The organism is Sphingorhabdus contaminans (assembly GCF_007280415.1).
Classification (GTDB): Bacteria; Pseudomonadota; Alphaproteobacteria; order Sphingomonadales; family Sphingomonadaceae; genus Sphingorhabdus_B; species Sphingorhabdus_B contaminans.
This window is the reverse complement of sequence record NZ_VKKU01000002.1, coordinates 309,516-329,280: the sequence shown is the minus strand read 5'-3', so window position 1 is coordinate 329,280 and position 19,765 is coordinate 309,516. Positions and strand designations below refer to the sequence as shown.

At 59.5% G+C, this 19,765-nt stretch carries 22 protein-coding genes; 12 read left to right on the top strand and 10 right to left on the bottom strand.

Translation table 11 applies throughout. The annotated features are described in order from the left end of the window. Positions 1-121: 121 nt before the first annotated feature. Complete coding sequence (locus FOM92_RS09800) at positions 122-2,299, top strand: prolyl oligopeptidase family serine peptidase (RefSeq protein ID WP_425473382.1); 2,178 nt, start codon at positions 122-124, stop codon at positions 2,297-2,299. A 38-nt stretch (positions 2,300-2,337) separates the two neighbouring features. On the opposite strand, the gene FOM92_RS09795 is transcribed toward FOM92_RS09800, so the two are convergent. Then, positions 2,338-2,673: a GFA family protein gene (locus FOM92_RS09795; RefSeq protein ID WP_143776696.1), complete on the bottom strand. Its 336-nt coding sequence runs from the start codon at positions 2,671-2,673 to the stop codon at positions 2,338-2,340. 190 nt (positions 2,674-2,863) lie between these two features. Here FOM92_RS09795 and FOM92_RS09790 point away from each other — a divergent pair, with 190 nt between their 5' ends. After that, positions 2,864-3,433, top strand: a complete 570-nt coding sequence (locus FOM92_RS09790) for a hypothetical protein (protein WP_143776695.1) — start codon at positions 2,864-2,866, stop codon at positions 3,431-3,433. Between the two features lie 93 nt (positions 3,434-3,526). Continuing rightward, complete coding sequence (locus FOM92_RS09785; protein WP_143776694.1) at positions 3,527-4,078, top strand: hypothetical protein; 552 nt, start codon at positions 3,527-3,529, stop codon at positions 4,076-4,078. A 756-nt stretch (positions 4,079-4,834) separates the two neighbouring features. On the opposite strand, the gene FOM92_RS09780 is transcribed toward FOM92_RS09785, so the two are convergent. Together FOM92_RS09780 and FOM92_RS09775 are read right to left on the bottom strand one after the other, a co-directional pair. After that, positions 4,835-5,464, bottom strand: a complete 630-nt coding sequence (locus FOM92_RS09780) for a hypothetical protein (RefSeq protein WP_143776693.1) — start codon at positions 5,462-5,464, stop codon at positions 4,835-4,837. Positions 5,465-5,566: 102 nt separating this feature from the next. Continuing rightward, positions 5,567-6,193 carry a class I SAM-dependent methyltransferase gene (locus FOM92_RS09775; RefSeq protein WP_143776692.1) on the bottom strand — a complete coding sequence of 209 codons (627 nt, stop codon included), beginning with the start codon at positions 6,191-6,193 and terminating at the stop codon, positions 5,567-5,569. 133 nt (positions 6,194-6,326) lie between these two features. On the opposite strand from FOM92_RS09775, the gene FOM92_RS09770 reads away from it, so the two are divergent. The 3 genes from FOM92_RS09770 to FOM92_RS09760 all read left to right on the top strand — a co-directional run bounded on the left by FOM92_RS09770 (position 6,327) and on the right by FOM92_RS09760 (position 9,089). Further along, positions 6,327-6,650 carry an antibiotic biosynthesis monooxygenase family protein gene (locus tag FOM92_RS09770; RefSeq protein ID WP_143776691.1) on the top strand — a complete coding sequence of 108 codons (324 nt, stop codon included), beginning with the start codon at positions 6,327-6,329 and terminating at the stop codon, positions 6,648-6,650. Beyond that, entirely contained in the window at positions 6,647-7,948 is a 1,302-nt protein-coding gene (locus FOM92_RS09765) for an MFS transporter (protein WP_143776690.1), read from the top strand. Before FOM92_RS09770 ends, FOM92_RS09765 begins: the two co-directional genes overlap by 4 nt. A gap of 265 nt (positions 7,949-8,213) precedes the next feature. After that, complete coding sequence (locus FOM92_RS09760; protein WP_143776689.1) at positions 8,214-9,089, top strand: LysR substrate-binding domain-containing protein; 876 nt, start codon at positions 8,214-8,216, stop codon at positions 9,087-9,089. 117 nt (positions 9,090-9,206) lie between these two features. On the opposite strand, the gene FOM92_RS09755 is transcribed toward FOM92_RS09760, so the two are convergent. Next, entirely contained in the window at positions 9,207-9,653 is a 447-nt protein-coding gene (locus tag FOM92_RS09755; RefSeq protein ID WP_143776688.1) for a hypothetical protein, read from the bottom strand. Positions 9,654-9,772: 119 nt separating this feature from the next. On the opposite strand from FOM92_RS09755, the gene FOM92_RS09750 reads away from it, so the two are divergent. Genes FOM92_RS09750 through coaD form a run of 3 tightly spaced genes read left to right on the top strand, consistent with a single transcriptional unit; the run spans position 9,773 to position 11,400 of the window. Next, positions 9,773-10,012 carry an exodeoxyribonuclease VII small subunit gene (locus FOM92_RS09750; RefSeq protein ID WP_143776687.1) on the top strand — a complete coding sequence of 80 codons (240 nt, stop codon included), beginning with the start codon at positions 9,773-9,775 and terminating at the stop codon, positions 10,010-10,012. A 6-nt stretch (positions 10,013-10,018) separates the two neighbouring features. After that, complete coding sequence (locus FOM92_RS09745) at positions 10,019-10,900, top strand: polyprenyl synthetase family protein (protein WP_143776686.1); 882 nt, start codon at positions 10,019-10,021, stop codon at positions 10,898-10,900. Beyond that, complete coding sequence (gene coaD / locus FOM92_RS09740; RefSeq protein WP_143776685.1) at positions 10,900-11,400, top strand: pantetheine-phosphate adenylyltransferase; 501 nt, start codon at positions 10,900-10,902, stop codon at positions 11,398-11,400. Before FOM92_RS09745 ends, coaD begins: the two co-directional genes overlap by 1 nt. A gap of 12 nt (positions 11,401-11,412) precedes the next feature. On the opposite strand, the gene FOM92_RS09735 is transcribed toward coaD, so the two are convergent. The 3 genes from FOM92_RS09735 to FOM92_RS09725 all read right to left on the bottom strand — a co-directional run bounded on the left by FOM92_RS09735 (position 11,413) and on the right by FOM92_RS09725 (position 14,083). Next, the gene (locus FOM92_RS09735) at positions 11,413-11,883 is read right to left on the bottom strand and encodes a DUF2721 domain-containing protein (protein WP_246087256.1); all 471 of its coding nucleotides are present in this window, start codon (positions 11,881-11,883) and stop codon (positions 11,413-11,415) included. Next, positions 11,876-13,441 carry a class I adenylate-forming enzyme family protein gene (locus FOM92_RS09730; RefSeq protein ID WP_143776684.1) on the bottom strand — a complete coding sequence of 522 codons (1,566 nt, stop codon included), beginning with the start codon at positions 13,439-13,441 and terminating at the stop codon, positions 11,876-11,878. The genes FOM92_RS09735 and FOM92_RS09730 overlap by 8 nt, the downstream gene beginning before the upstream one ends. A gap of 243 nt (positions 13,442-13,684) precedes the next feature. Then, entirely contained in the window at positions 13,685-14,083 is a 399-nt protein-coding gene (locus tag FOM92_RS09725) for a GxxExxY protein (protein WP_143776683.1), read from the bottom strand. Between the two features lie 156 nt (positions 14,084-14,239). Here FOM92_RS09725 and gyrB point away from each other — a divergent pair, with 156 nt between their 5' ends. After that, on the top strand, positions 14,240-16,801 hold the full coding sequence (gyrB, locus tag FOM92_RS09720) for a DNA topoisomerase (ATP-hydrolyzing) subunit B (protein ID WP_143777798.1): 2,562 nt from the start codon (positions 14,240-14,242) through the stop codon (positions 16,799-16,801). A 42-nt stretch (positions 16,802-16,843) separates the two neighbouring features. On the opposite strand, the gene FOM92_RS09715 is transcribed toward gyrB, so the two are convergent. Continuing rightward, positions 16,844-17,116: a type II toxin-antitoxin system RelE family toxin gene (locus FOM92_RS09715; protein WP_143776682.1), complete on the bottom strand. Its 273-nt coding sequence runs from the start codon at positions 17,114-17,116 to the stop codon at positions 16,844-16,846. After that, positions 17,117-17,338: a type II toxin-antitoxin system RelB family antitoxin gene (relB, locus tag FOM92_RS09710; protein WP_246087255.1), complete on the bottom strand. Its 222-nt coding sequence runs from the start codon at positions 17,336-17,338 to the stop codon at positions 17,117-17,119. A 158-nt stretch (positions 17,339-17,496) separates the two neighbouring features. Between relB and FOM92_RS09705 the strand changes: the two genes are divergently transcribed. Continuing rightward, positions 17,497-17,865, top strand: a complete 369-nt coding sequence (locus tag FOM92_RS09705; protein WP_143776681.1) for a septal ring lytic transglycosylase RlpA family protein — start codon at positions 17,497-17,499, stop codon at positions 17,863-17,865. 70 nt (positions 17,866-17,935) lie between these two features. Here the strand turns inward: FOM92_RS09705 and ygfZ are convergent, their stop codons facing one another. Further along, a complete protein-coding gene (ygfZ, locus tag FOM92_RS09700) occupies positions 17,936-18,670 on the bottom strand; it encodes a CAF17-like 4Fe-4S cluster assembly/insertion protein YgfZ (protein ID WP_143776680.1) in 735 nt (244 codons plus the stop codon). Positions 18,671-18,708: 38 nt separating this feature from the next. On the opposite strand from ygfZ, the gene pyrC reads away from it, so the two are divergent. After that, positions 18,709-19,746 (top strand): dihydroorotase, encoded by a 1,038-nt coding sequence (gene pyrC / locus FOM92_RS09695; protein ID WP_143776679.1) that lies wholly within the window; start codon positions 18,709-18,711, stop codon positions 19,744-19,746. Positions 19,747-19,765: the final 19 nt, after the last annotated feature.

Here is a 19,765-nt window from a genome sequence, read left to right as displayed (position 1 = left end):
CCGTTGGGAGAGGGTGTTCACCAGCCCGTCCCCATCGGAAAGCCAAAGGAAACTATTGGCCTTCGCCGCGCAACGCATTAGGCGTGGGGCGACAGATTCTTGCGAGATAGGGAATGAAAAAATGCGTAAAGCACTTTGGTTGGGGGTTGCGTTGATGGCGATGGCGGGGTCGCAGGGCGCTTTTGCCGATGATGCGGCGACAGCGGAAATGGGGGCAGATATGGCGGCGGATGTGACGGCCGGCCTGACCTATCCGCAGACGAAGACGGTCGATGTCGTCGACACCGCCTTTGGCATCAAAATTCCCGATCCCTATCGCTGGCTGGAGGATGATGTCCGCGTCAACCCCGCCGTTGCCGATTGGGTCAAGGCGCAGAACAAGGTGACCGATGCCTATCTCGACACGCTGCCCGGCAAGGATGTGCTGGCCGCGCGGATGAAGAAGCTGTTCGACTATGAACGTTTCGGCCTGCCGGAAAAGGCGGGCGGCAATTATTTCTTCACGAAAAATGACGGGCTGCAGAACCAGTCGGTGCTCTATGTGCGCAAGGGGCTGACGGGCAAGGACCGTGTCCTGATTGACCCCAATATATGGGCAAAGGACGGCGCGACCGCGCTCGACGCGTGGGTGCCGTCGAAAAATGGCAAGCTGCTCGCCTACTCAATTCAGGATGGCGGTTCCGACTGGCGGACGATCCGGGTGCTCGACACCGCGACCGGCAAGATCCTGTCCGACGAGATCAAATGGGCGAAGTTCACCAACATCAGTTGGGTGGGCAATGACGGCTTCCTCTATTCGCGCTTTGCCGAGCCCAAGGAAGGCGCCGCTTTCCAGCAGCTCAATTACAACCAGACCATCTATTACCACAAGATCGGCACCCCCCAGTCGGAGGACAAGGCCATCTATGCGACCCCCGACAAGCCCGAATATGGCCATAGCGCACAAGTCACGCATGACGGCAAATGGGCGCTGATCACCACGGCGCAGGGCACGGACGAGAAATATGAGCTGCACATCATGCCGCTCGGCAAGAAACCGTCGTGGAAGGCGACGCCGCTGGTCAAGGGGCTGGAGCATGAATGGCAACTGGTCGAGGGAATGGGCAACAAGCTCTGGTTCGTGACCAACAAGGATGCGCCGCGCCTGAAGGTTGTGTCGGTGGACCTGTCGGGCAAGACGCCGGTCTTTACCGATATTGTCGCCGAACGCGCCGAAACGCTGACCCGTGCGCAGATTGTGGGCGAGCGGTTGATCCTGTCCTATATCAAGGACGCGAAATCGATGGCGATGATGACCAATCTTGCCGGTGGTCCGGCCAAGGAAATCTCATTGAACGCCATCGGCACCGCGAGCGGTTTTTCCGGTACGCCGGGGGATCCCGAAACCTTTTACGGCTTTTCCAGCTTCAACCAGCCGGGCGCGGTGTACCGCTTTGACAGCCGCACGGGCCAGTCGAGCCCCTTTGCCGAGCCGAAGCTGAGCTTCAATCCGGCGGATTTTGCAATCGAGCAGGTCTTCTACCCGTCGAAGGACGGCACGAAGATCCCGATGTTCATCGTCCACAAAAAGGGCCTCGACCTCAGCAAGGGCGCGCCGACATTGCTCTATGGCTATGGCGGGTTCAACATTTCGCAGACGCCGACCTATTCGGCGACGCGCATGGCGTGGATCCAGTCGGGCGGCGTCTTCGCGCTCGCCAATCTGCGCGGGGGCGGCGAATATGGAAAGCCCTGGCACGATGCGGGGCGTCTGATGAACAAGCAGAATGTGTTCGACGATTTTGCCGCGGCGGGCGAATATCTGATTGCCAAGGGCTACACCGCCAAGGGCAAGCTTGCGATTGAGGGCCGCTCCAATGGCGGTCTATTGGTCGGTGCGTCGCTGAACCAGCGGCCGGACCTGTTCGCCGCGGGCCATGCCGCCGTCGGCGTGATGGATATGACCCGTTTCGACCGCTTCACCGCGGGCCGCTATTGGGTCGACGATTATGGCAGCCCGGCAAAAGAGGCGGACCTCAGGATGCAGCTCACCTATTCGCCCTATCACAATATCCGGTCGGGCGTCGATTATCCGGCGGTGATCGTCTCCACCGCGGACACCGACGACCGCGTGGTGCCGGGGCACAGCTTCAAATATACCGCCGCGCTGCAGGCGGCAAAGACCGGATCGCGGCCCAAGATCATCCGCATCGAAAGCCGCGCAGGCCACGGTTCGGGCAAGCCGACGGACAAGCTGATCGAGGAATATTCCGACATCTACGCCTTCCTCGCCAAATGGACGGGGCTGGAGTTGAAGTAGATTTAATGCCTGCGGAGTGCTGTCACCTGACAGCCTCCCTAATCCCCTGCATTGTCCAGCTTGCGCACCTCGACAGCGCCCTCGTCGAAATCGTCGAGCAGGCGCGCGTTGATGCCCATTTTGCCGAAGTCCTCGCCAAGCGTAGCCCAATGCGTGCCGCAGCCGCAGGTCGGGCAATGGTGGATTCCGATCATCCGGTCGCCCCAGATATAGGCCTTGGTCTCGCCGGATACCGTCACCTGCTCCGGCGGGAAATAGGCCGTGCGCCAGGCGGTGCGGCGGCACAGCGAGCAGTTACAATCCGCCACCCATTCCGGCGCGTGTGGCACCCTGATCTGTATCGCACCGCAATGGCAGCTTCCCTGTACGCTCATGCCCGCAGGCTATCGGTATTTGGGCAGGGGTGCAACCATCATAGAAGGCAGGCTTCACAGAGTTGTTCATAAAACACATTACTTTCCTGAACAAAAGCTGACAAGTCAATTCAGGATCCGGTCAAGACGAATCACCTATTCAGCATCTGTCCGCACGGGAAACAGCCCGATACGGCACAGGAGACTGAAGATGAATTTTGTAACCAAAAGCTTGCTAGGCGCCGGGGCTGCTGCTGCAGCTTTGGTAAGCGTATCCGCCCCCGCACAGGCCCGCGACCGTTATGATCGCGATGGCATCAGCGCAGGCGAAGTCATTGCCGGGGCCGTTGTGCTCGGCGGACTTGCTGCGGTGATTGCGGCATCGGACAATGACCGCGACCGCTATGGCTATGACCGCGGTGACCGCTATGACTATAACCGCGCCGGTTACGGCTATGGCCCGCGTTACGGCGGTGGCCGTGCGGCGGTGAACCAGTGCGTCAACAGCGTCGAGCGCTGGGCCAGCCGTTACAGCCGGTCGGACGTGACGCAGATCCGCGACATTGAACGCACCCGCTATGGCTACCGCGTCAAGGGCAACCTTGTTGTGCAGGACGGCTGGCGCGGCAACAACCGTGGCTATGACCGGTATGACCGTTATGACCGGGATGGCTATGGCGGCGGTTACGGACGCGGATACGACAAGGGCCGGTTCACCTGCTATGTCGAACGCGGACGGGTGGTCGATATCGACTATAGCGGTCTCGACCGCTGGCGGTAACTAAAGGCAAAAAGGGGTTCAGCCTGGCGACAGGCTGGACCCTTTAAGCGCGGATGAAGGGGGGAGTTTCGCACCCCCAAACAGGAGGCAAATATGGGGTATTTTCGGAAATCAGCGCTGGCCGTGGGCACAGCGGCAGTCGTCGCCACGTCGGCAGCACCCGCCTTTGCGGCGGTGTCGCTTGATCGCGGTTCTTCCGTATTGAAATCGGCCGGCGAATATAATGGCTGGGGCCGACGTCACCGCTATCGGCATCGCGACCGTGTCGATGGCGGTGACATTCTGGCCGGGATCGCAATCCTTGCCGGAATAGCCATTGTTGCCGACGCCGCGAGCAAGGGCAGCAAGAACCGCCGCGACAGCGATAACTATCCTGACAACCGACCCTATGACGAGGAACCAAGCAGCACACGGGACACCATTCCCGACGCCGCCGGCCGCAATGATGTGGCCAGCGCGGTAGAGGCCTGCTCCAGCGCCGCCGAACGCGACGGCGCGCGCGTCGAGGAAATCCGCAACGTCACCCGCGACGGCGAAGGCTGGCGGGTGGAGGGCCGTTTGTCCGGCGGCAAGGATGATGATTTCACCTGCGGCGCAACCAATGGCGAAGTCGACTTCGTCCAGTTCGGCGACCGCGAGATTTGAAGACAGGCGGGGGCGGTTCCTTTAAGAGGCCGTCCCCTTGCCGCCCCCAAATAATCCAAGCTGCCGTCAGGGGGTATAGCGATAGTGCGGAATTGGTCGAACGATGACCACAGTGGCTCGCGTTGCTAATTTGCCTGAATGAATGTCCGGTTTTAGTGTGTCAATAAACTCACGGTAATGTCTGGAATGTTGTGGTTTGCGGGCATTCTATCATAATTTACTACGCAATATTATTTAGCGAGGTTCGAGCGGCGCACCTCGTGCAGATTGATTTATTTTACTCTTTAGATTTTTATCAATTCTGCGATCAACTCGCGGCTTGTTGAGGATTGCGACGACCATAAGCATAATCCAAATGAGGGACATCCCAGCAGCACAAACCGCCCAAATGTAATAGCTTTCAGAATTGTATTGGTAGAAGCTTCTCTTACGAGGAAGTAGCTCCAAGATGAGACGAAGGACTGGCTCGCATTGCGCGCGAAAAGCAAACATGAGTGCGCTAAGAAGCGCAAAACTTACACCTCCCGAAATCCCAATCAAGAGCAACGCTTTGTTAGTGTCGCCGAATGGTCGAAATATCTTCATGCTTACTAGCATAACATTGCCGATTACGTCCGCAATGTTGTCGTGTCCTGATAGTCCGCTTTTATGGCATATCGTTGGAAAGCTGCCTTTGGTTGACCCGATAAACAGACGGCAGCTATCGAAGGCGTGAAATGATTGCTTGAATGTCTGCTTTGTTGTGGGAAGCGGGCGCTAGTTTTTCGACTGATTGAGAAAAGCAGACAACTCGGCCAGACCGGAGGGGGCGTCTTCCCAAAAAGCCGACAGTTCACCCGGAAATCTCTTCTTCAAATCTGAAAGCACAGGCAAAGCGAACGGCGCTTCTAAGCGAGCTAACCAACTTCTTAGCGGTATCCCCGCTCGCGCAGCACCGCAAAGCACACTTTCCGTATCCGTACCGAGCCATCCCTCTTCAATCTCTGCCAAGTCGTTTGCCATTGCCCAATCGAACCAGACATTCAAAAACTCTTCGATTACACTCTGCTCAGTCTTTGGCCATTTCCGCCAGTTAGACAATTGCAGCTTGCCTATAACGATTTCGGGATGATTGGCGTTAGCAGGGTCGTGCACCGAGATGTCGAAGATTCGAGGGAGAAAATAACGGAAGTCTTCCTCACCGCCGATCGTGAGGAACGCGCCTGACACATACTTCCATAATTGCTGGCCGGTTAGCTCGCGCAATGGAGTAGTGAGCAGAACATCAACACCGCGGTTTGAAATGCAGCACGGGCAGCCTTCGATTATAGAAGGGGTTGGCGCGGCAAATGTCAGATAGCATGCCTCCAAAGCGGTGTTTAAGCCAGACTTGCCGATAAGCTTCATTGCAAATAGGTAACGGACACAGCATTAGTCCGCAATGTTGTCGTGTCCGGTCAGTCCGGTTTCAACAATTGCTTCATAGCCCTAACCAAAAATCCGGCCGCCCTATTCCTTCCAGCCCCAGAACAGGTGGCAGGGCAGGACATTCCAAAGTTCGAATCCGTTGTCGATCTTGCGGAAATGGGGTTCCATGAAATCGCGGGCGCGGGCGCGGAATTGGTAGACGAGGAAGGCGCCGCCGGGGCGGAGTGCCTTGGCGGTGTTTTCGGCAATCACCGGGCCCAGATTGTTGGGCAGCGTCGAAAAAGGCAGGCCGGACAGGATATAGTCGGCATTTTTGAAACCGAATTGCGCGATAATCTCGTTCACATCGGCGGCCGATCCGTGCACCGCGATAAAGCGGCTGTCGCGGATGGTCTTGCGCAGATAGACGATGAAATCCTCATTCAGGTCGATCACCAGCAGGGTCGCATCGGGACGCATGCGGTCCAGCACCGGCTGGCAGAATGTGCCGATTCCCGGGCCATATTCGACAAATAGCTTGGTATTTTCCCAGTCGACGGGTGCGAGCATCTTGGCGACCGTGCGCTGGGAGGAGGGAATGATCGATCCGACCATCACCGGATGCTTCACAAAACCTTTGAAAAACACGCCCCAGGGACCAAAAAAGCGGCTGATACGGGTCTTTGCGCGCGTCAGCAGCGGTGCTTTGGCCAGGGTGGATGAGGTCATAGAGGGGGTTCCGCGACGCTATTGTGACAGTTGCATTGCACTCGCAAATCAGGCTGGCTTATGCAACAGCATTAAGCAAGATTATGTTCCGTGCGGGTTGCACCGTTCCGCAAATAGGTTCTATGCACTTGTTATGGCACGGCTTCCCATCGGCTCCACTTCTGTCATTTTTATCGCGCAGCGCAGCGATGCGGATGCGGATGGCTATGCGCAGGCGGCGCACGCGATGGACGTGCTTGCGGCAGAGCAACCGGGCTATCTTGGCATGGAGTCGGTGCGCGGCGCGGATGGCCTTGGCATTACCGTGAGTTACTGGGCCAGCGACACCGATGCAAAGGCGTGGCGCGACCATCCCGACCATGCCGCCATCCGTGATGCCGGACGGGACCGCTGGTACACGCATTACAGCCTGCACGTCGCCGAAGTCGTGCGCAGCTATGACTGGGTAAAGCCATGAGCGCGGTCCCCGCCATTCCGGGTAGCCGCGTGATCGTGCTGTTTCTGGTAATGCTGGTTGCTGCCGCCGGAAATACAGCGATGCAATCGGCGCTGCCCGCCATCGCCAGCGAACTCGACATGCCCGATGTCTGGGTCAGCCTTGCCTTTAGCTGGTCCGCGCTGCTCTGGGTCATTACCGCCCCCAAATGGGCGCGTTTGTCCGACCGGCGCGGCCGGAAACAGTTGATGAGTGTCGGCATCGTCGGCTTTGTCGCCTCAATGGGATTATGCGGCCTTGTGCTGTGGATGGGGCTGGCCGGCTGGATCGGTCCTGTTGCGACCTTTATCCTTTTTGCCCTGTTCCGCAGTCTTTACGGCGGATTCGGCTCTGCCGCGCCGCCAGCCGTTCAGGCCTATGTCGCGGCACGAACCGAGCGGGAGGAGCGGACAAAGGCCTTGTCGATGCTTGCGTCCTCCTTTGGCGTGGGCACGGTCATCGGCCCGGCGGTCGCGCATTATCTGCTTTTCCCGCCATTTGGCCTTGCAGGGCCGCTGATCATGTTCGCGGTCTTCGGTGTTGCCGTGCTGATTGCGCTGCATGTGCAATTGCCCAACGATACCCCCAAATTCGCGGCGCGCGGTTCGGTTGCGGCCTATCCCAATGCAGGGTCGATGAACGCACCCGACGCGGAACAGGAAGACGGGCAGGCACTGGATTCGACGCTGCCCACAAACGAGGTTCGCCTTCCCTGGCGCGACGAGCGGATGCTGTCCTGGCTGCTGGCGGGTCTGATTGGTGGCCATGCGCAGGCAATATTGCTGGGTGTCGTCGGTTTTCTGGTGCGCGACCGGCTCGGCCTGCACGATAAACCGTGGGAAGCGGTACAGGCCAGCGGATCGGTGATGCTGATCGGGGCGATGGCAACATTATTGGCGCAATGGGGCCTGATCCCCATGCTGTCTCTCGCCGCGCGCAGTTCGGTGCTGCTGGGATCGGTCCTCGCGCTGATTGGCGTGGTGCTGACCGGCGTCAGCCATGATTTTTACGGTATCAGTACCGGCTTTGCGATTGCCTCGCTCGGTTTCGGGCTGTTCCGCCCCGGTTTTACCGCAGGCGCCTCGCTCGCGGTGCAGCGGCACGAACAGGGCGATGTCGCGGGGAAGATCGCCTCGATCAACGGCGCGGCCTATATATTCGCCCCTGCGGTGGGTGTGGCGCTGTTCAGCATATGGGAACCTGCCACCTTTTTGCTGATCGGTGCGGCCTTGCTGTTTTTGATCCTCTGGGGTCGCCGGACGCTCACCCTGCCGGCCTGACCGTGCCCTGTTGCAGCGCAAAAAAAAGGGCCGACCGAAGCCGACCCTGAAAAAGTCTTTAGGAGAGGATGCCTATAAGGCATGTCCGATATGCGCCTCACCTTATTTTTGTGCAAGTGCGAACAACGCAATTACTGTTGCATATTCTGCAACTATCAAATAGTCATTTTGCAATGAAATTCGTGCCGTTCCGGCGGATGCGATGAAAAACCCGTATTTGTTGCACCGCGACAAATGAATAGGGTCAGGACCCTAGGAGTATGTGATGCGTCGTTTACCTCCCCTGCGCTCATTGGAAGCATTTTTGCGCGTGGCCAAGCTTGGCTCGGCCAAGGCGGCGGCGAGCGAGCTTGCCCTGTCGCCCCCTGCACTCAGCCGCCGGATCAAGGGTCTGGAGGATTTCATCGGCAAGCCGCTTTTTGACCGGCGCGCGCAGGCGATGGTCATCAACGCCGATGGTGAAGCCCTGCTGGCCGCGATCGAACCCGCGATGGACGCGATGGCCGAGGCGGTTGAGGAACTGGCGGGGCGTGGCGGTGAATACCGCCTGCGGCTGGGTGTGCTGCCGCTGTTCGGGACGCAGCGCCTGATTCCGAAACTGCCCGCCCTGCGCAAGGCATTTCCCAAATTGCATATCGATGTCGATACCTCGGGCCATGCCGAAAATCTGCTGGGCGATGTGGTGGACGCGGCGATCATCATTGCGGCGGAGGTTGATCCCAAATTGTACAGCGTCCGTCTGGACAGCAATGTCGTCTACGCCATCGCTTCGGAAGAATGGGCGAAAGAGCAGGATATCAAAACCCCGTCCGACCTCACCAAGCATACGGTCATGGTCCATAGCGACATGCCGATGATATTCGACGCCTGGCGCGAGGCGATGGGCGAACCCCGCCTGAAACCGCTGGCCATCGACCATATCGACAGTGGTCCCTTGATGCTGGAGGCTGCGGCCAACGGACTTGGCGTTGCCATCATGCATGGCAGCCACTTTTCCGACGCCCGCGACCCGCGCCTGACCCGGCTGTTCGATAAAGAGGTGGAAAGCCCCTACAGCTACTGGTTCGTCTGCCGCCCCCGCGCCCTGCGCCAGCGCGCGGTGAAGATTTTCCACGACTGGCTGTTGAAGGCCGGGGTTTAAGGGGGCTCTGCCCACCTTCCTTTTGTAAATACCGTCACCCGTATAGCCTCAACCCATAAAAAAGGGGCCGTTCCGGTTGGAACGACCCCGTGGTTGTGTGGATCTTGTTAAAAGCGCTTAGCTGCCTTTGCAGGTCTGTTCGCCTTTTCCGGCGAGCTTGACCTTGATTTCCTTGCCAGCGCCCGAAAGCGTGCTTTCGCCGTCGGCGGACTTTAGCGGGCCAGCAGGGGCCGCTTCGGCAGCGGGCTTCGCGGCGTCGGTTGCTGCGGCGTCGGCGGCGGGCGCTTCGGGGGCAGGGGCGGTGACGCGGACAGCGGTCGCGGCCTTGTCGCCGACGCGGATGTCGGCGGCTTCATTCGCGCCGAGGAAGTCGACATAAAGGATGGTGTTGTCGGCACAGCGATAGGTGCCGGATGCGGTGATTGCGGGCGGCATTTCGATTTCTTCTGCGGCTGCAGTGGTTTTGGCTGCGTCGGCTTCACCGGCGGCAGGGGTTTCGGTTTGGTTGCATGCCGCTAACGCCAGCATGGACAACGGGGCGAGAATGAGGAGAGGTGTTTTCATAAGGCGGCCCGTTTGCCGCAGCCTTCCGCCATTGAAAAGCGAAAATATGCGTCGGCCAAAGAATTTTGCAAATGCCCGAAAAGCTTGACCCGAACAACAGGGAGCGCCATTGCAGAAGGATGTCTTCCGAAGCACCCGAACTGAATTTCGAACAGGCGCTGCGTGCGCTTGAGGATATCGTCCACAAGCTGGAAAGCGGGGAAGCGCCGCTCGACGAATCGATTGCGCTCTACGAACGCGGCAACCAGTTGCGCGCGCTGTGCCAGCAGCGGCTGGACGCGGCAAAGGCGCGGATTGAGGCGATCACGCTGGGGCCCGATGGCACGCCCGCCGGCACCACGCCCTTCGACGCCGGCTGACCGGATATGTTGCACGACGCGCTCAGCCAGATTGCTGCGGATGTAGACGCCGAATTTGACCGGCTGCTCGCGCTGCCTGGCGATGCGCGCGACCCGCTTTATGCCGCGATGCGCCATGCCGCGATTGGCGGGGGCAAAAGATTGCGGCCCTTGCTGGTCACCGCGACCGCCGCTTTGTTCCATGTCGACCGCGATGTCGCTCTGCGCGTGGGGACGGCGGTGGAGGCGATCCATGTCTATTCGCTGATCCATGATGATCTGCCGTGCATGGACGATGACGACATGCGCCGGGGCAAGCCCACCGTGCACCGCGCCTTTGGCGAGGCGACCGCCGTGCTGGCCGGCGATTCCCTGCATGCGCTGGCCTTTGAAATCCTCGCAAGCTCGCGCACCCACACCGACCCCTTCATCCGCAGCGAGCTGATCGCGACCCTTGCCCTTGCAAGCGGTCCTGACGGCATGGCGGGCGGGCAGATGATGGATCTGGAGGCGGAAAAGAAGAGCTTTGACCTGCCGACGGTGACGCGGTTGCAGGCGCTGAAAACAGGCGCCCTGATCGCCGCGAGTGTGGAGATGGGCGCGATCCTCGGCCATATTCCGCCCGAAGGCCGCGCGCACTTGAAAGGCTATGCCCGCGATATCGGCCTCGCCTTCCAGATTGCCGACGACATATTGGACGTGGAAGGTGATCCCGAACTCGCCGGAAAGGCGCTGCAAAAGGATGCCGATGCGGGCAAGGGGACCTTTGTTTCGCTCATGGGCCTCGACCGCGCCAAGCAGCAGGCGGCCATGCTGGTTGCACAGGCGAATGAGCATCTGGCAAGCTATGGCAGCGAAGCCGACCTGTTGCGCGCCATTGCCAATTATATTACGGAGAGGGACCGTTAATGACCCATCGCATCGGCGTTTATCCCGGCACTTTTGACCCCATCACGCTGGGCCATATGGACATTATCCGCCGCGGCGCGAAGCTGGTGGACGAGCTGGTCATTGGCGTCACCACCAACGCCGCCAAGTCGCCGATGTTTTCCGACGATGAACGCATCGCGATGGTCGAACGCGAGGTGGCGAGCATCGGCGATGCCACGATCCGCGTTGTGGGTTTCAATTCGCTGCTGATGGATTTTGCGGAATCGGTGGGCGCATCCACGGTCATCCGCGGCATTCGCGGCGTGACCGATTTCGAATATGAATATCAGCTCACCGGTATGAACCGGCAACTCAACAACCGCGTCGACACCGTGTTCCTGATGGCCGATGTCGCCCTGCAGCCCATCGCCTCGCGCCTCGTCAAGGAAATCGCGCTATATGGCGGAGAGATCGGCAAGTTCGTAACCCCCACCATCCGCGACGAAGTGGTCGCGCGGGTGGCGAAGAATAAGGGGTAGGGGGAAGTCCCTTCACCCCTTTTCCGGCAGCTCCAGATATTCCTGCGGCACATGGATCGCATGCGTCGCCAGCCGGATTTCGCGCACAAATTGCAGCAGGCAGGTCGCCAGCAGCGCCAGCGAGAGCATGAAGACCGACACGGCGATCCACGGCGCTGAAAATTGTGTCAGCCCCATCAGGAACAGCAGCGCGATCATGATGCATACGGTGATCGCGGACAGCACGGCGAACAGGATAGATGACCCGACAACCTGCATCCGCCGTTCGATGATACGCAGTTCGCTCACCACCCGCTGATGCGCGGCGCCTTCGGTAACGCCGTGCAGTTGCTGCAAATCGCGGCTGCGGTCGACAATGCGGGAAAGCCGGCCCGTCAGGACATTCAGCAGGCTGCCCACCGCGACCAGCAGGAATGCCGGGGTCAATGCGGTCTGAAGGACCGAGATGACAACCGTCAGATTGGGTCCGAATTCATCATGCACGCTGCTTCTCCGCCGCCAGATCGCGCAGGTCGGTTTTCAGCAGCTTGCCGATATGGCTGCGCGGCATTTCGGCAATTTCGTAAAGGGCGGACAGGCGCTGCGTTTTGCCAAGCTGCGCATTGGTCGCGGCCAGCACGGCGCCGGTGTCGAGCGTGGCGCCCTTTGCCGGGGTGACAAAGCCGACGGGCGTTTCGCCCCATTGCTCGCTCGGCATGCCGATCACGGCGGCTTCCTCCACATCGGGATGCTGCAACAGCACCGCCTCCAGATCGACGGGATAGATGTTGAACCCGCCCGAAATGATCATGTCCTTGGCCCGGCCGACCAGCTCGACAAAGCCGTCCTCATCGACCCGGCCAATATCGCCCATCCGCTGCCAACGGCCACCTTCTTCGTCGTACCAGCTTGCTTCCTGCGTTTTTTCCGGCTGGTTCTGGTATCCGGACATCATCGTCGGCGACCGTCCGACCAGTTCGCCAATGCTTCCCGGCGGCAGGCGGTTGCCATCCTCGTCGATGGTGAACACCTCGCTGCCCGGTGCGGGCTGGCCCACGGTATGCAGCTTGTCGGGATATTTATGCGCGTGCAAAAGGCAGACCACGCCGCCCTCGGTCATCGAATAAATCTCGATCAGCGCGCCTGGCCAGCGGCGGACCACCTCGGCCTTCAATGCGGCGGAAAAGGGCGCGCTGGTGCAATATTTGATCTGGAAGGCCGACAGGTCAAAGCTGTCGAACCCGTCAAATTCCATCAGGCGCTTATACTGCACGGGCACCAGCATGGTGTGCGTAATCCGTTCCCCCGCCGCAATCTCCAGATAGCGGGCGGCGTCGAATTTGGGCATCATGAAGAGGCTGCCGCCATAAGCGAGCGTCGGCATGACGAGCGCGAGCGTCGTGTTCGAATAAAGCGGGGTGGAGATCAGCGATTTCTGCTCCGGCTCGCCATAGCCCGCATTGGGCCCGACGGCGGCATGTTTCCAGCGCATCCCGCGCGAATGGACAATGCCCTTGGGCGTGCCGGTCGTGCCGCTGGAATAGATGATGTTGAACGGGTCGCTGGCGGTGCAGCCCCTATCCGCCGGCACCGCGCCTTCCTCTGCCATCCAGCCAAAGATATCGGGCGCATCCGGCAACGGGGCATCCAGCATGATGGTTTTGAGCGACGGCAGATCTTCCCCGGTCAGATCGGCGCGCTTGGGCGCGTCGATGAACAGATGCATCGCGCCGCTGTCGCGCATCATGGCGTTTAGCTGTCCCGGCGCGGCAGAGGTTGTAAGCGGCGCCGCACAGCCACCCGCCCGCACCGCCGCCAGATAGGCGAGGGCATAACGGACCGAGGTCGTCCCCAGAATCGCAACCGCCTGCCCCTTTTGCAATCCGTCCCGTTGCAACTGCGCCGCCATCCGGTCGACCAGCGCCGACACCTCCCCCCAGGTCAAACTCTCCCGCCCGTCATCAAGCGCAACCCGCCCCGGCCGGTCCTGCCCCCAATGGGCAATCAGATCGGGGTAAGAGCCAAAGGGTTTTTCAAGTTCGGCCTGCGGATCAAAGGTCATTGGATGCCTTGCTGTTTTTCGGATGTCTGGTTGTGCCAGTTTTTTCGTCAGAAGGAAGAAGGAAAAATTCTGGGGTAGTGCCAGTTTTTTGGATAGAAGAAAGAAGGAATAAAAAGGAAAAAAGCTGGTTCGCGCTACCCCAACATTATAGATTCCATAATCTGCGTCTCTCTATCTTCTTCTTCTTCCTCTTTTTTCTTTTATTGAAATAAATTGCACCCGGGGGCTGCAAAAAAATCGTTATCAGCGTCCCATGAAGTGGTTATTCATGATCCGCCGCGTGCTCTCAGCGAAAGTTTCGTTGCCGAAATTCATTAATATTCCCAGCGGCTGATTGAGTAATCGCACATAAGTCAATGTTTGGCGGATGTGCAGATTTGCAATTTTTTCCAGCGCTTTCAATTCGACCACGAGACTGCCGTCAATCAACAAATCCACCCGATACGCATCGGGAAGAGTAATGCCATCAACCACGATTGTTATCGGCTTTTGTCGTTCGACCTTGTGTCCCGCGCGCGCCAGCCTGTTCGCAAGGATGGTTTCGTATACCGATTCCATCAATCCGGGTCCAAGTTCCTTATGTACCTGAAGACCTGCATCATAGGCGATGGTGAATAGCCGCTCGTGCGGATTGCCACCCATATTCCAACCCTTTTTTCTTCTTTTTCTTCATTCTTCTAGCGAAATAACTGGCACAACATTCGCGATATGCCAACCACCTGATTTTAAACGTCAAATAGATGTGGAAAACGGTCGCATTAGCTTGGGTTTTGGTGCCGCATGCCCTATAGTGCTGCGATGCAAGATACTCCTGAAGAACGTACCGGCGATAGCGCCGCTTCCCCCAACCAGAATGAATATGGCGCTGACAGCATCAAGGTGCTGAAAGGGCTTGATGCCGTGCGTAAGCGGCCGGGCATGTATATTGGTGACACCGACGACGGGTCGGGTCTGCACCATATGGTGTTCGAGGTGTCGGACAATGCGATTGACGAGGCGCTGGCCGGGCATTGCGATCTGGTTCTGATCGAACTCAACCCCGATGGGTCGGTCAGCGTGGAGGACAATGGCCGCGGTATTCCCACCGGGATGCACAAGGAAGAGGGCGTGTCGGCGGCCGAGGTTATCATGACCCAGCTGCACGCCGGCGGTAAGTTTGAAAACACATCCGACGACAATGCCTATAAGGTGTCGGGCGGTCTGCACGGTGTGGGCGTTTCGGTTGTGAATGCGCTGTCCGAATTTCTCGAACTCACCATCTGGCGGGATGGGAAAGAGCATTGGATGCGTTTCGAACATGGCGACGCCGTTGCCCCGCTAAAGGTGATGGGCGATGCGCCGGAAGGCAAGAAGGGGACGCGCGTAACCTTCATGGCGTCGGGCGAGACGTTCAAAAATGTCCTTGAATTCGACTTTGACAAGCTGGAGCACCGCTACCGCGAGCTTGCTTTCCTCAATTCCGGCGTGCGCATCGTGCTGCGCGACAAGCGGCATGAGGAAATCAAGGAGCATGACCTGTATTACGAAGGCGGCATTGCGGCATTCGTCAAATATCTGGACCGGAACAAGACGGCGCTTCTGGCCGATCCCATTGCCATTTCGTCCAACCGCGACGGCATCGGCATCGACGTCGCGCTGGAATGGAATGACAGCTATTATGAAAATGTGCTGTGCTTCACCAATAACATCCCGCAGCGCGACGGCGGTACGCATTTGGCGGCTTTCCGTTCCGCACTGACCCGTACGCTCAACAATTATGCCGAAAAATCGGGCGTGCTGAAGAAAGAGAAAGTCACCCTGACCGGGGACGATATGCGCGAAGGTTTGACCGCCATTGTCTCGGTCAAATTGCCCGACCCCAAATTTTCGAGCCAGACCAAGGACAAGCTGGTGTCGTCCGAAGTGCGCCAGCCTCTGGAAAGCCTGATGGCCGACCGGATGAGCGAATGGCTGGAGGAAAATCCCGGCCATGCGCGCACCGTGATCCAGAAGGTCATCGACGCCGCCGCCGCGCGCGAAGCCGCGCGCAAGGCCCGCGAGGCCAGCCGCAAATCGGTGATGAGCGTGGCGTCCTTGCCCGGCAAGCTGGCCGATTGTCAGGAAAAGGACCCGGCAAAATCGGAACTGTTTCTGGTCGAGGGGGACTCCGCAGGCGGTTCGGCCAAGCAGGGACGCGACCGGCATTATCAGGCGATATTGCCGTTAAAGGGTAAGATTCTGAACGTCGAACGCGCGCGTTTCGACCGGATGCTGTCTTCCAAGGAAGTCGGCACACTCATCCAGGCGATGGGCACCGGCATCGGGCGTGAGGATTTCAACATTGAAAAACTGCGCTACCACAAGATCGTCATCATGACCGACGCTGACGTCGACGGCAGCCATATCCGCACCCTGTTGCTGACCTTTTTCTACCGCCAGATGCCGGAGATTATCGAAAACGGCCATCTCTTCATTGCGCAGCCACCGCTGTACAAGGTCGCCAAGGGGCGCAGCGAAATCTATGTGAAGGACGACCGCGCGCTGGACGACCATCTGGTCGAGGTCGGGCTGAACGGCCTTGTTCTGGAAGGCCCGGGCGGACAACGTGCCGGGGCGGATCTCGGCGCACTGGTCGACCATGCCCGCCGGATGCGCAGCCTGATGGCATTTGTCCCGCGTCGTTATGATCCCACCATTGTCGAGGCGATGGCCCTGACCGGTGCGCTCGACCCCGATGCCAGCGACCGCAGTGCCGCCGTTGCCAAGGCCGCCGCCTGGATGGGCGCGCAGGATGTCGAGGGCAAATGGACCGGACGCGTGGCCGAAGATGGCGGCTATCATTTCGAACGGCTGTGGCGCGGCGTGACCGACCACCACATTATCGAGGCGGCCTTCCTTCTGTCTGCCGAAGCGCGCAAGCTGCACAAGCTGGCAAGTGAGGAAAGCGCAAGCTACGAAGTGCCGGCACGTCTGGTCAAAGCAGGCGACGCCGCCGTGGTGGAGGCCGAGCCGGACAGCGAAACGGATAGCGATGGCGACGATATCGTTGCCGTCGGCGATCAGGCACAACGCGCCGTGACGCCCGCAGCAGGCATCGGCAACAAGGGCGCCATCACCCGCCCGTCCGAACTGCTGGACGCCGTGCTCGCCGCAGGCCGCAAAGGCCTGTCGATCTCGCGCTACAAAGGTCTGGGCGAGATGAATGCCGAACAGCTTTGGGAAACAACGCTCGATCCCAACCATCGCAGCCTGCTCAAGGTCGAAATCGACCAAGCCGACGTGGCCGACGACATCTTTACCAAATTAATGGGTGAAGTGGTCGAACCACGGCGCGACTTCATCGTGGAAAATGCGCTGAACGTGGCCAATCTGGACGTTTGATGAGATGATTGTTGGTGCGTGTGTCGCAGATAGACGGGAAATTTAATATACTTCCCGCCGATGCGCCACGCGCACCACGAATATGACAATGCGTTCGTCTTCTATACGCGCAATGATGCGGTAATCACCGACCCTCCAACGCCAGTATCCGCTCCATTCGCCAAGAAGGGGTTTGCCCAAGTCACGCGGATCATCCAATGTTGCGATACGCGTTTCAAGGATGTCGATTATGCGACGCGCAGGTTCGCGCCCCAACTTTTTCAGTTCTTTTGCAGCAGCCGGATCAAATGCCACCGTCCATTTGGCAGATGGCACTCAAACATTCCTGTCCAGTTCAGCTTTCAGGGATTCCAGCGAAACAGACTTTTCCGGCCGGAAGTTGGCGACACGCTCTTCGGCGAGGAAATAGTCTTCCAATTCCTCAAGATGCGCCTCAATCGCCGCACGCGCATAGAAGGTCTTTGTGCGACCGGTTTTCGCGGCCAGCTCGGTAAGCCGCCTTTCCAGATCGGCATCTAGCCGTATTGCCAACATCATAATTTCCTTTGCTATACATGTATAGCATCTGACAGGATGGACGTCCACCGGGCAATTTCCCCAATTCACCTCGGCCTAATATTGGCGCGCCATATCGATAGGCGGATTGGCGGGTTTGGGGCTTTGGGCGTAAATTGGACGAATCGATGGAGGGGTCCATGAAAGCACGATTTCGCACGCCGTTGCTGGCGCTCGCTTTGTTGCCGGTTCTGGCGCAGGCGGGGGACATCAGGCGTCATGTCGGCGATGGTATGGCCAGCTATTACAGCAATGAATTCGCCGGCAGCCGCACCGCAAGCGGGGAGCGTTTCGACCCCGCAGGCTTCACCGCCGCGCACCGCTCGCTCGCCTTTGACAGCCGCGTGGTCGTCACCAATCTGGCCAATGGCAAGGAAGTCATCGTCCGTATCAACGACCGCGGGCCCTGGGGCAAAGGGCGGATTATCGACATAAGCTACGCCGCAGCGCGCGAGATCGGCATGCACCGGAGCGGGACGGCTAGGGTGAAGCTGGAGTTGCTGGATTAGGGTTTGTGCCTTCGAGGTTGCGGCTTTTTCTCTTCTTCCTTCTAACGAAAAAAATTCCGCACCCAAAAAATCACACCTCGCCCGGGTCCAAAGCACCCCCCAACCACTCCGGCAAAGCCAGCCCCGCCATATCCTCCACCCGCCGTAATTCGACCGACAGGCCGAGTTCGGGATAGGCCACACGCTGCCTTTTGGGGTCGGCGTCGGCCAGCGGGACAACCACCAGACGGCGGTTGACCTTTTGTCGCCAGTTCATCCGCGCGGTGTTTTCCTGACCCACATAGCAGCCTTTGGAAAAAGACACGCCGCCCAGTTCGGCCGCGTTGGTTTCCAGCCAGAGCGTCTGGTCGCTGCCGAGTTCGGCCACGCCTTCTGCGATGCCGAGCGCCAGCCGGTGGCGGCGGAAGGCTTCGCTTGCGTCGACATCGTCGGCCCCGATGGGCGCGATCCAGCGGCGGCCGAGTGCGGCGTGGCGCGGGTCGCCCGTGCCGTCCGGCGACCAGAAGACGCCCAGACTTTCGTCCACGCCAATCGCGATCTTGCGGCGCAGGCGGTAGATGGAGAGCCGCCGCGCCAGTGCCTCGGCCTCGCGCGCCTCGCAATCGATCAGGATATCCGCGCCATCGTCCCACAGGATGAAATCGAACAGGGCCTTGCCCTGCGGGGTGAGCAGGCCGGACCATGCGGGCAGGGGGCCCTTTGTATCCTGGGTCACCAGACCTTGCAGAAATCCGCGCACATCTTCGCCTTCCTCGGTGGGGGAGAGGCGGAGGACGGCACGATCGAACAAACGGGGGCTGGACATGGGTGACAGATAGGGTCCGCTTCGCCTAAAGGGAAGAGATGACTGACAGCTTGACGATCCGCCGCCCCGATGACTGGCACCTCCATTTCCGCGATGACGCCGTGATGAAGGGGGTCGTCCCCTTTACCGCCCGGCAATTTGCCCGTGCGATTGTCATGCCCAACCTGTCGCCGCCGGTGACCAGCGTCGAAGGATGCGCCGCCTATCGCGACCGGATCAGGGCCGCCGTTCCGCAGGGCGTCGATTTCACGCCCCTGATGACCGCCTATCTGACCGATGATGTTGAGGGCGACGAACTGGCGCGGGGCTTTGCCGAGGGCGTGTTTACTGCCGCCAAGCTGTATCCGGCCCACGCCACCACGGGCAGCGCGCATGGCGTGACCGATATCGCCCGCATCATGCCCGCGCTCGAAAAAATGGCGTCCGTGGGGATGCCCTTGCTGATCCACGGCGAAGTGACCGACAGCCATGTCGATATTTTCGACCGGGAGGCGGTGTTTATCGAGCGCACCTTGACCGGGCTTGTCCGCAATCTGCCCGAACTGAAGATCGTGTTCGAACATATCACGACCGCCGATGCTGCGGCCTTTGTCGATGTCTCAGGCCCGAATGTCGCCGCGACGATCACGCCGCAGCATCTGCACATCAACCGCAATGCCATGTTCACAGGCGGCATAAGGCCGCACGCCTATTGCCTGCCCGTGGCGAAGCGGGAGGTGCACCGGCTGGCCCTGCGCAAGGCGGCGACATCGGGCAGCACGAAATATTTCCTCGGCACCGACAGCGCCCCGCACGCCCAGTCGGCCAAGGAAAGCGCCTGCGGCTGTGCGGGCATTTTCAACGCGCCCTATGCGCTGGAAAGCTATGTCACGGTGTTCGACGAAGAAGGCGCGCTCGACCGGTTCGAGGCCTTTGCCAGCGAGAATGGCCCGCGCTTTTACGGCCTGCCGCTGAATGAGGGGACGATCACGCTGGAGCGCGGGGAAACCACCGTGCCCGATACGGTCGATGCCAATGGTACCACGATTGTCCCGTTCCACGCAGGGGAAATATTGGGCTGGGTCTATCGGGGCTGATCACGCCCCGGTCGCGGCA

Bases quoted from the DNA above. Each gene is read 5' to 3' on its own strand.
- FOM92_RS09800 (WP_425473382.1), top strand. From the start codon at position 122: ATGCGTAAAGCACTTTGGTTGGGGGTTGCGTTGATGGCGATGGCGGGG.
- FOM92_RS09795 (WP_143776696.1), bottom strand. From the start codon at position 2,673: ATGAGCGTACAGGGAAGCTGCCATTGCGGTGCGATACAGATCAGGGTG.
- FOM92_RS09790 (WP_143776695.1), top strand. From the start codon at position 2,864: ATGAATTTTGTAACCAAAAGCTTGCTAGGCGCCGGGGCTGCTGCTGCA.
- FOM92_RS09785 (WP_143776694.1), top strand. From the start codon at position 3,527: ATGGGGTATTTTCGGAAATCAGCGCTGGCCGTGGGCACAGCGGCAGTC.
- FOM92_RS09780 (WP_143776693.1), bottom strand. From the start codon at position 5,464: ATGAAGCTTATCGGCAAGTCTGGCTTAAACACCGCTTTGGAGGCATGC.
- FOM92_RS09775 (WP_143776692.1), bottom strand. From the start codon at position 6,193: ATGACCTCATCCACCCTGGCCAAAGCACCGCTGCTGACGCGCGCAAAG.
- FOM92_RS09770 (WP_143776691.1), top strand. From the start codon at position 6,327: ATGGCACGGCTTCCCATCGGCTCCACTTCTGTCATTTTTATCGCGCAG.
- FOM92_RS09765 (WP_143776690.1), top strand. From the start codon at position 6,647: ATGAGCGCGGTCCCCGCCATTCCGGGTAGCCGCGTGATCGTGCTGTTT.
- FOM92_RS09760 (WP_143776689.1), top strand. From the start codon at position 8,214: ATGCGTCGTTTACCTCCCCTGCGCTCATTGGAAGCATTTTTGCGCGTG.
- FOM92_RS09755 (WP_143776688.1), bottom strand. From the start codon at position 9,653: ATGAAAACACCTCTCCTCATTCTCGCCCCGTTGTCCATGCTGGCGTTA.
- FOM92_RS09750 (WP_143776687.1), top strand. From the start codon at position 9,773: ATGTCTTCCGAAGCACCCGAACTGAATTTCGAACAGGCGCTGCGTGCG.
- FOM92_RS09745 (WP_143776686.1), top strand. From the start codon at position 10,019: ATGTTGCACGACGCGCTCAGCCAGATTGCTGCGGATGTAGACGCCGAA.
- coaD (WP_143776685.1), top strand. From the start codon at position 10,900: ATGACCCATCGCATCGGCGTTTATCCCGGCACTTTTGACCCCATCACG.
- FOM92_RS09730 (WP_143776684.1), bottom strand. From the start codon at position 13,441: ATGACCTTTGATCCGCAGGCCGAACTTGAAAAACCCTTTGGCTCTTAC.
- FOM92_RS09725 (WP_143776683.1), bottom strand. From the start codon at position 14,083: ATGGGTGGCAATCCGCACGAGCGGCTATTCACCATCGCCTATGATGCA.
- gyrB (WP_143777798.1), top strand. From the start codon at position 14,240: ATGCAAGATACTCCTGAAGAACGTACCGGCGATAGCGCCGCTTCCCCC.
- relB (WP_246087255.1), bottom strand. From the start codon at position 17,338: ATGATGTTGGCAATACGGCTAGATGCCGATCTGGAAAGGCGGCTTACC.
- FOM92_RS09705 (WP_143776681.1), top strand. From the start codon at position 17,497: ATGAAAGCACGATTTCGCACGCCGTTGCTGGCGCTCGCTTTGTTGCCG.
- ygfZ (WP_143776680.1), bottom strand. From the start codon at position 18,670: ATGTCCAGCCCCCGTTTGTTCGATCGTGCCGTCCTCCGCCTCTCCCCC.
- pyrC (WP_143776679.1), top strand. From the start codon at position 18,709: ATGACTGACAGCTTGACGATCCGCCGCCCCGATGACTGGCACCTCCAT.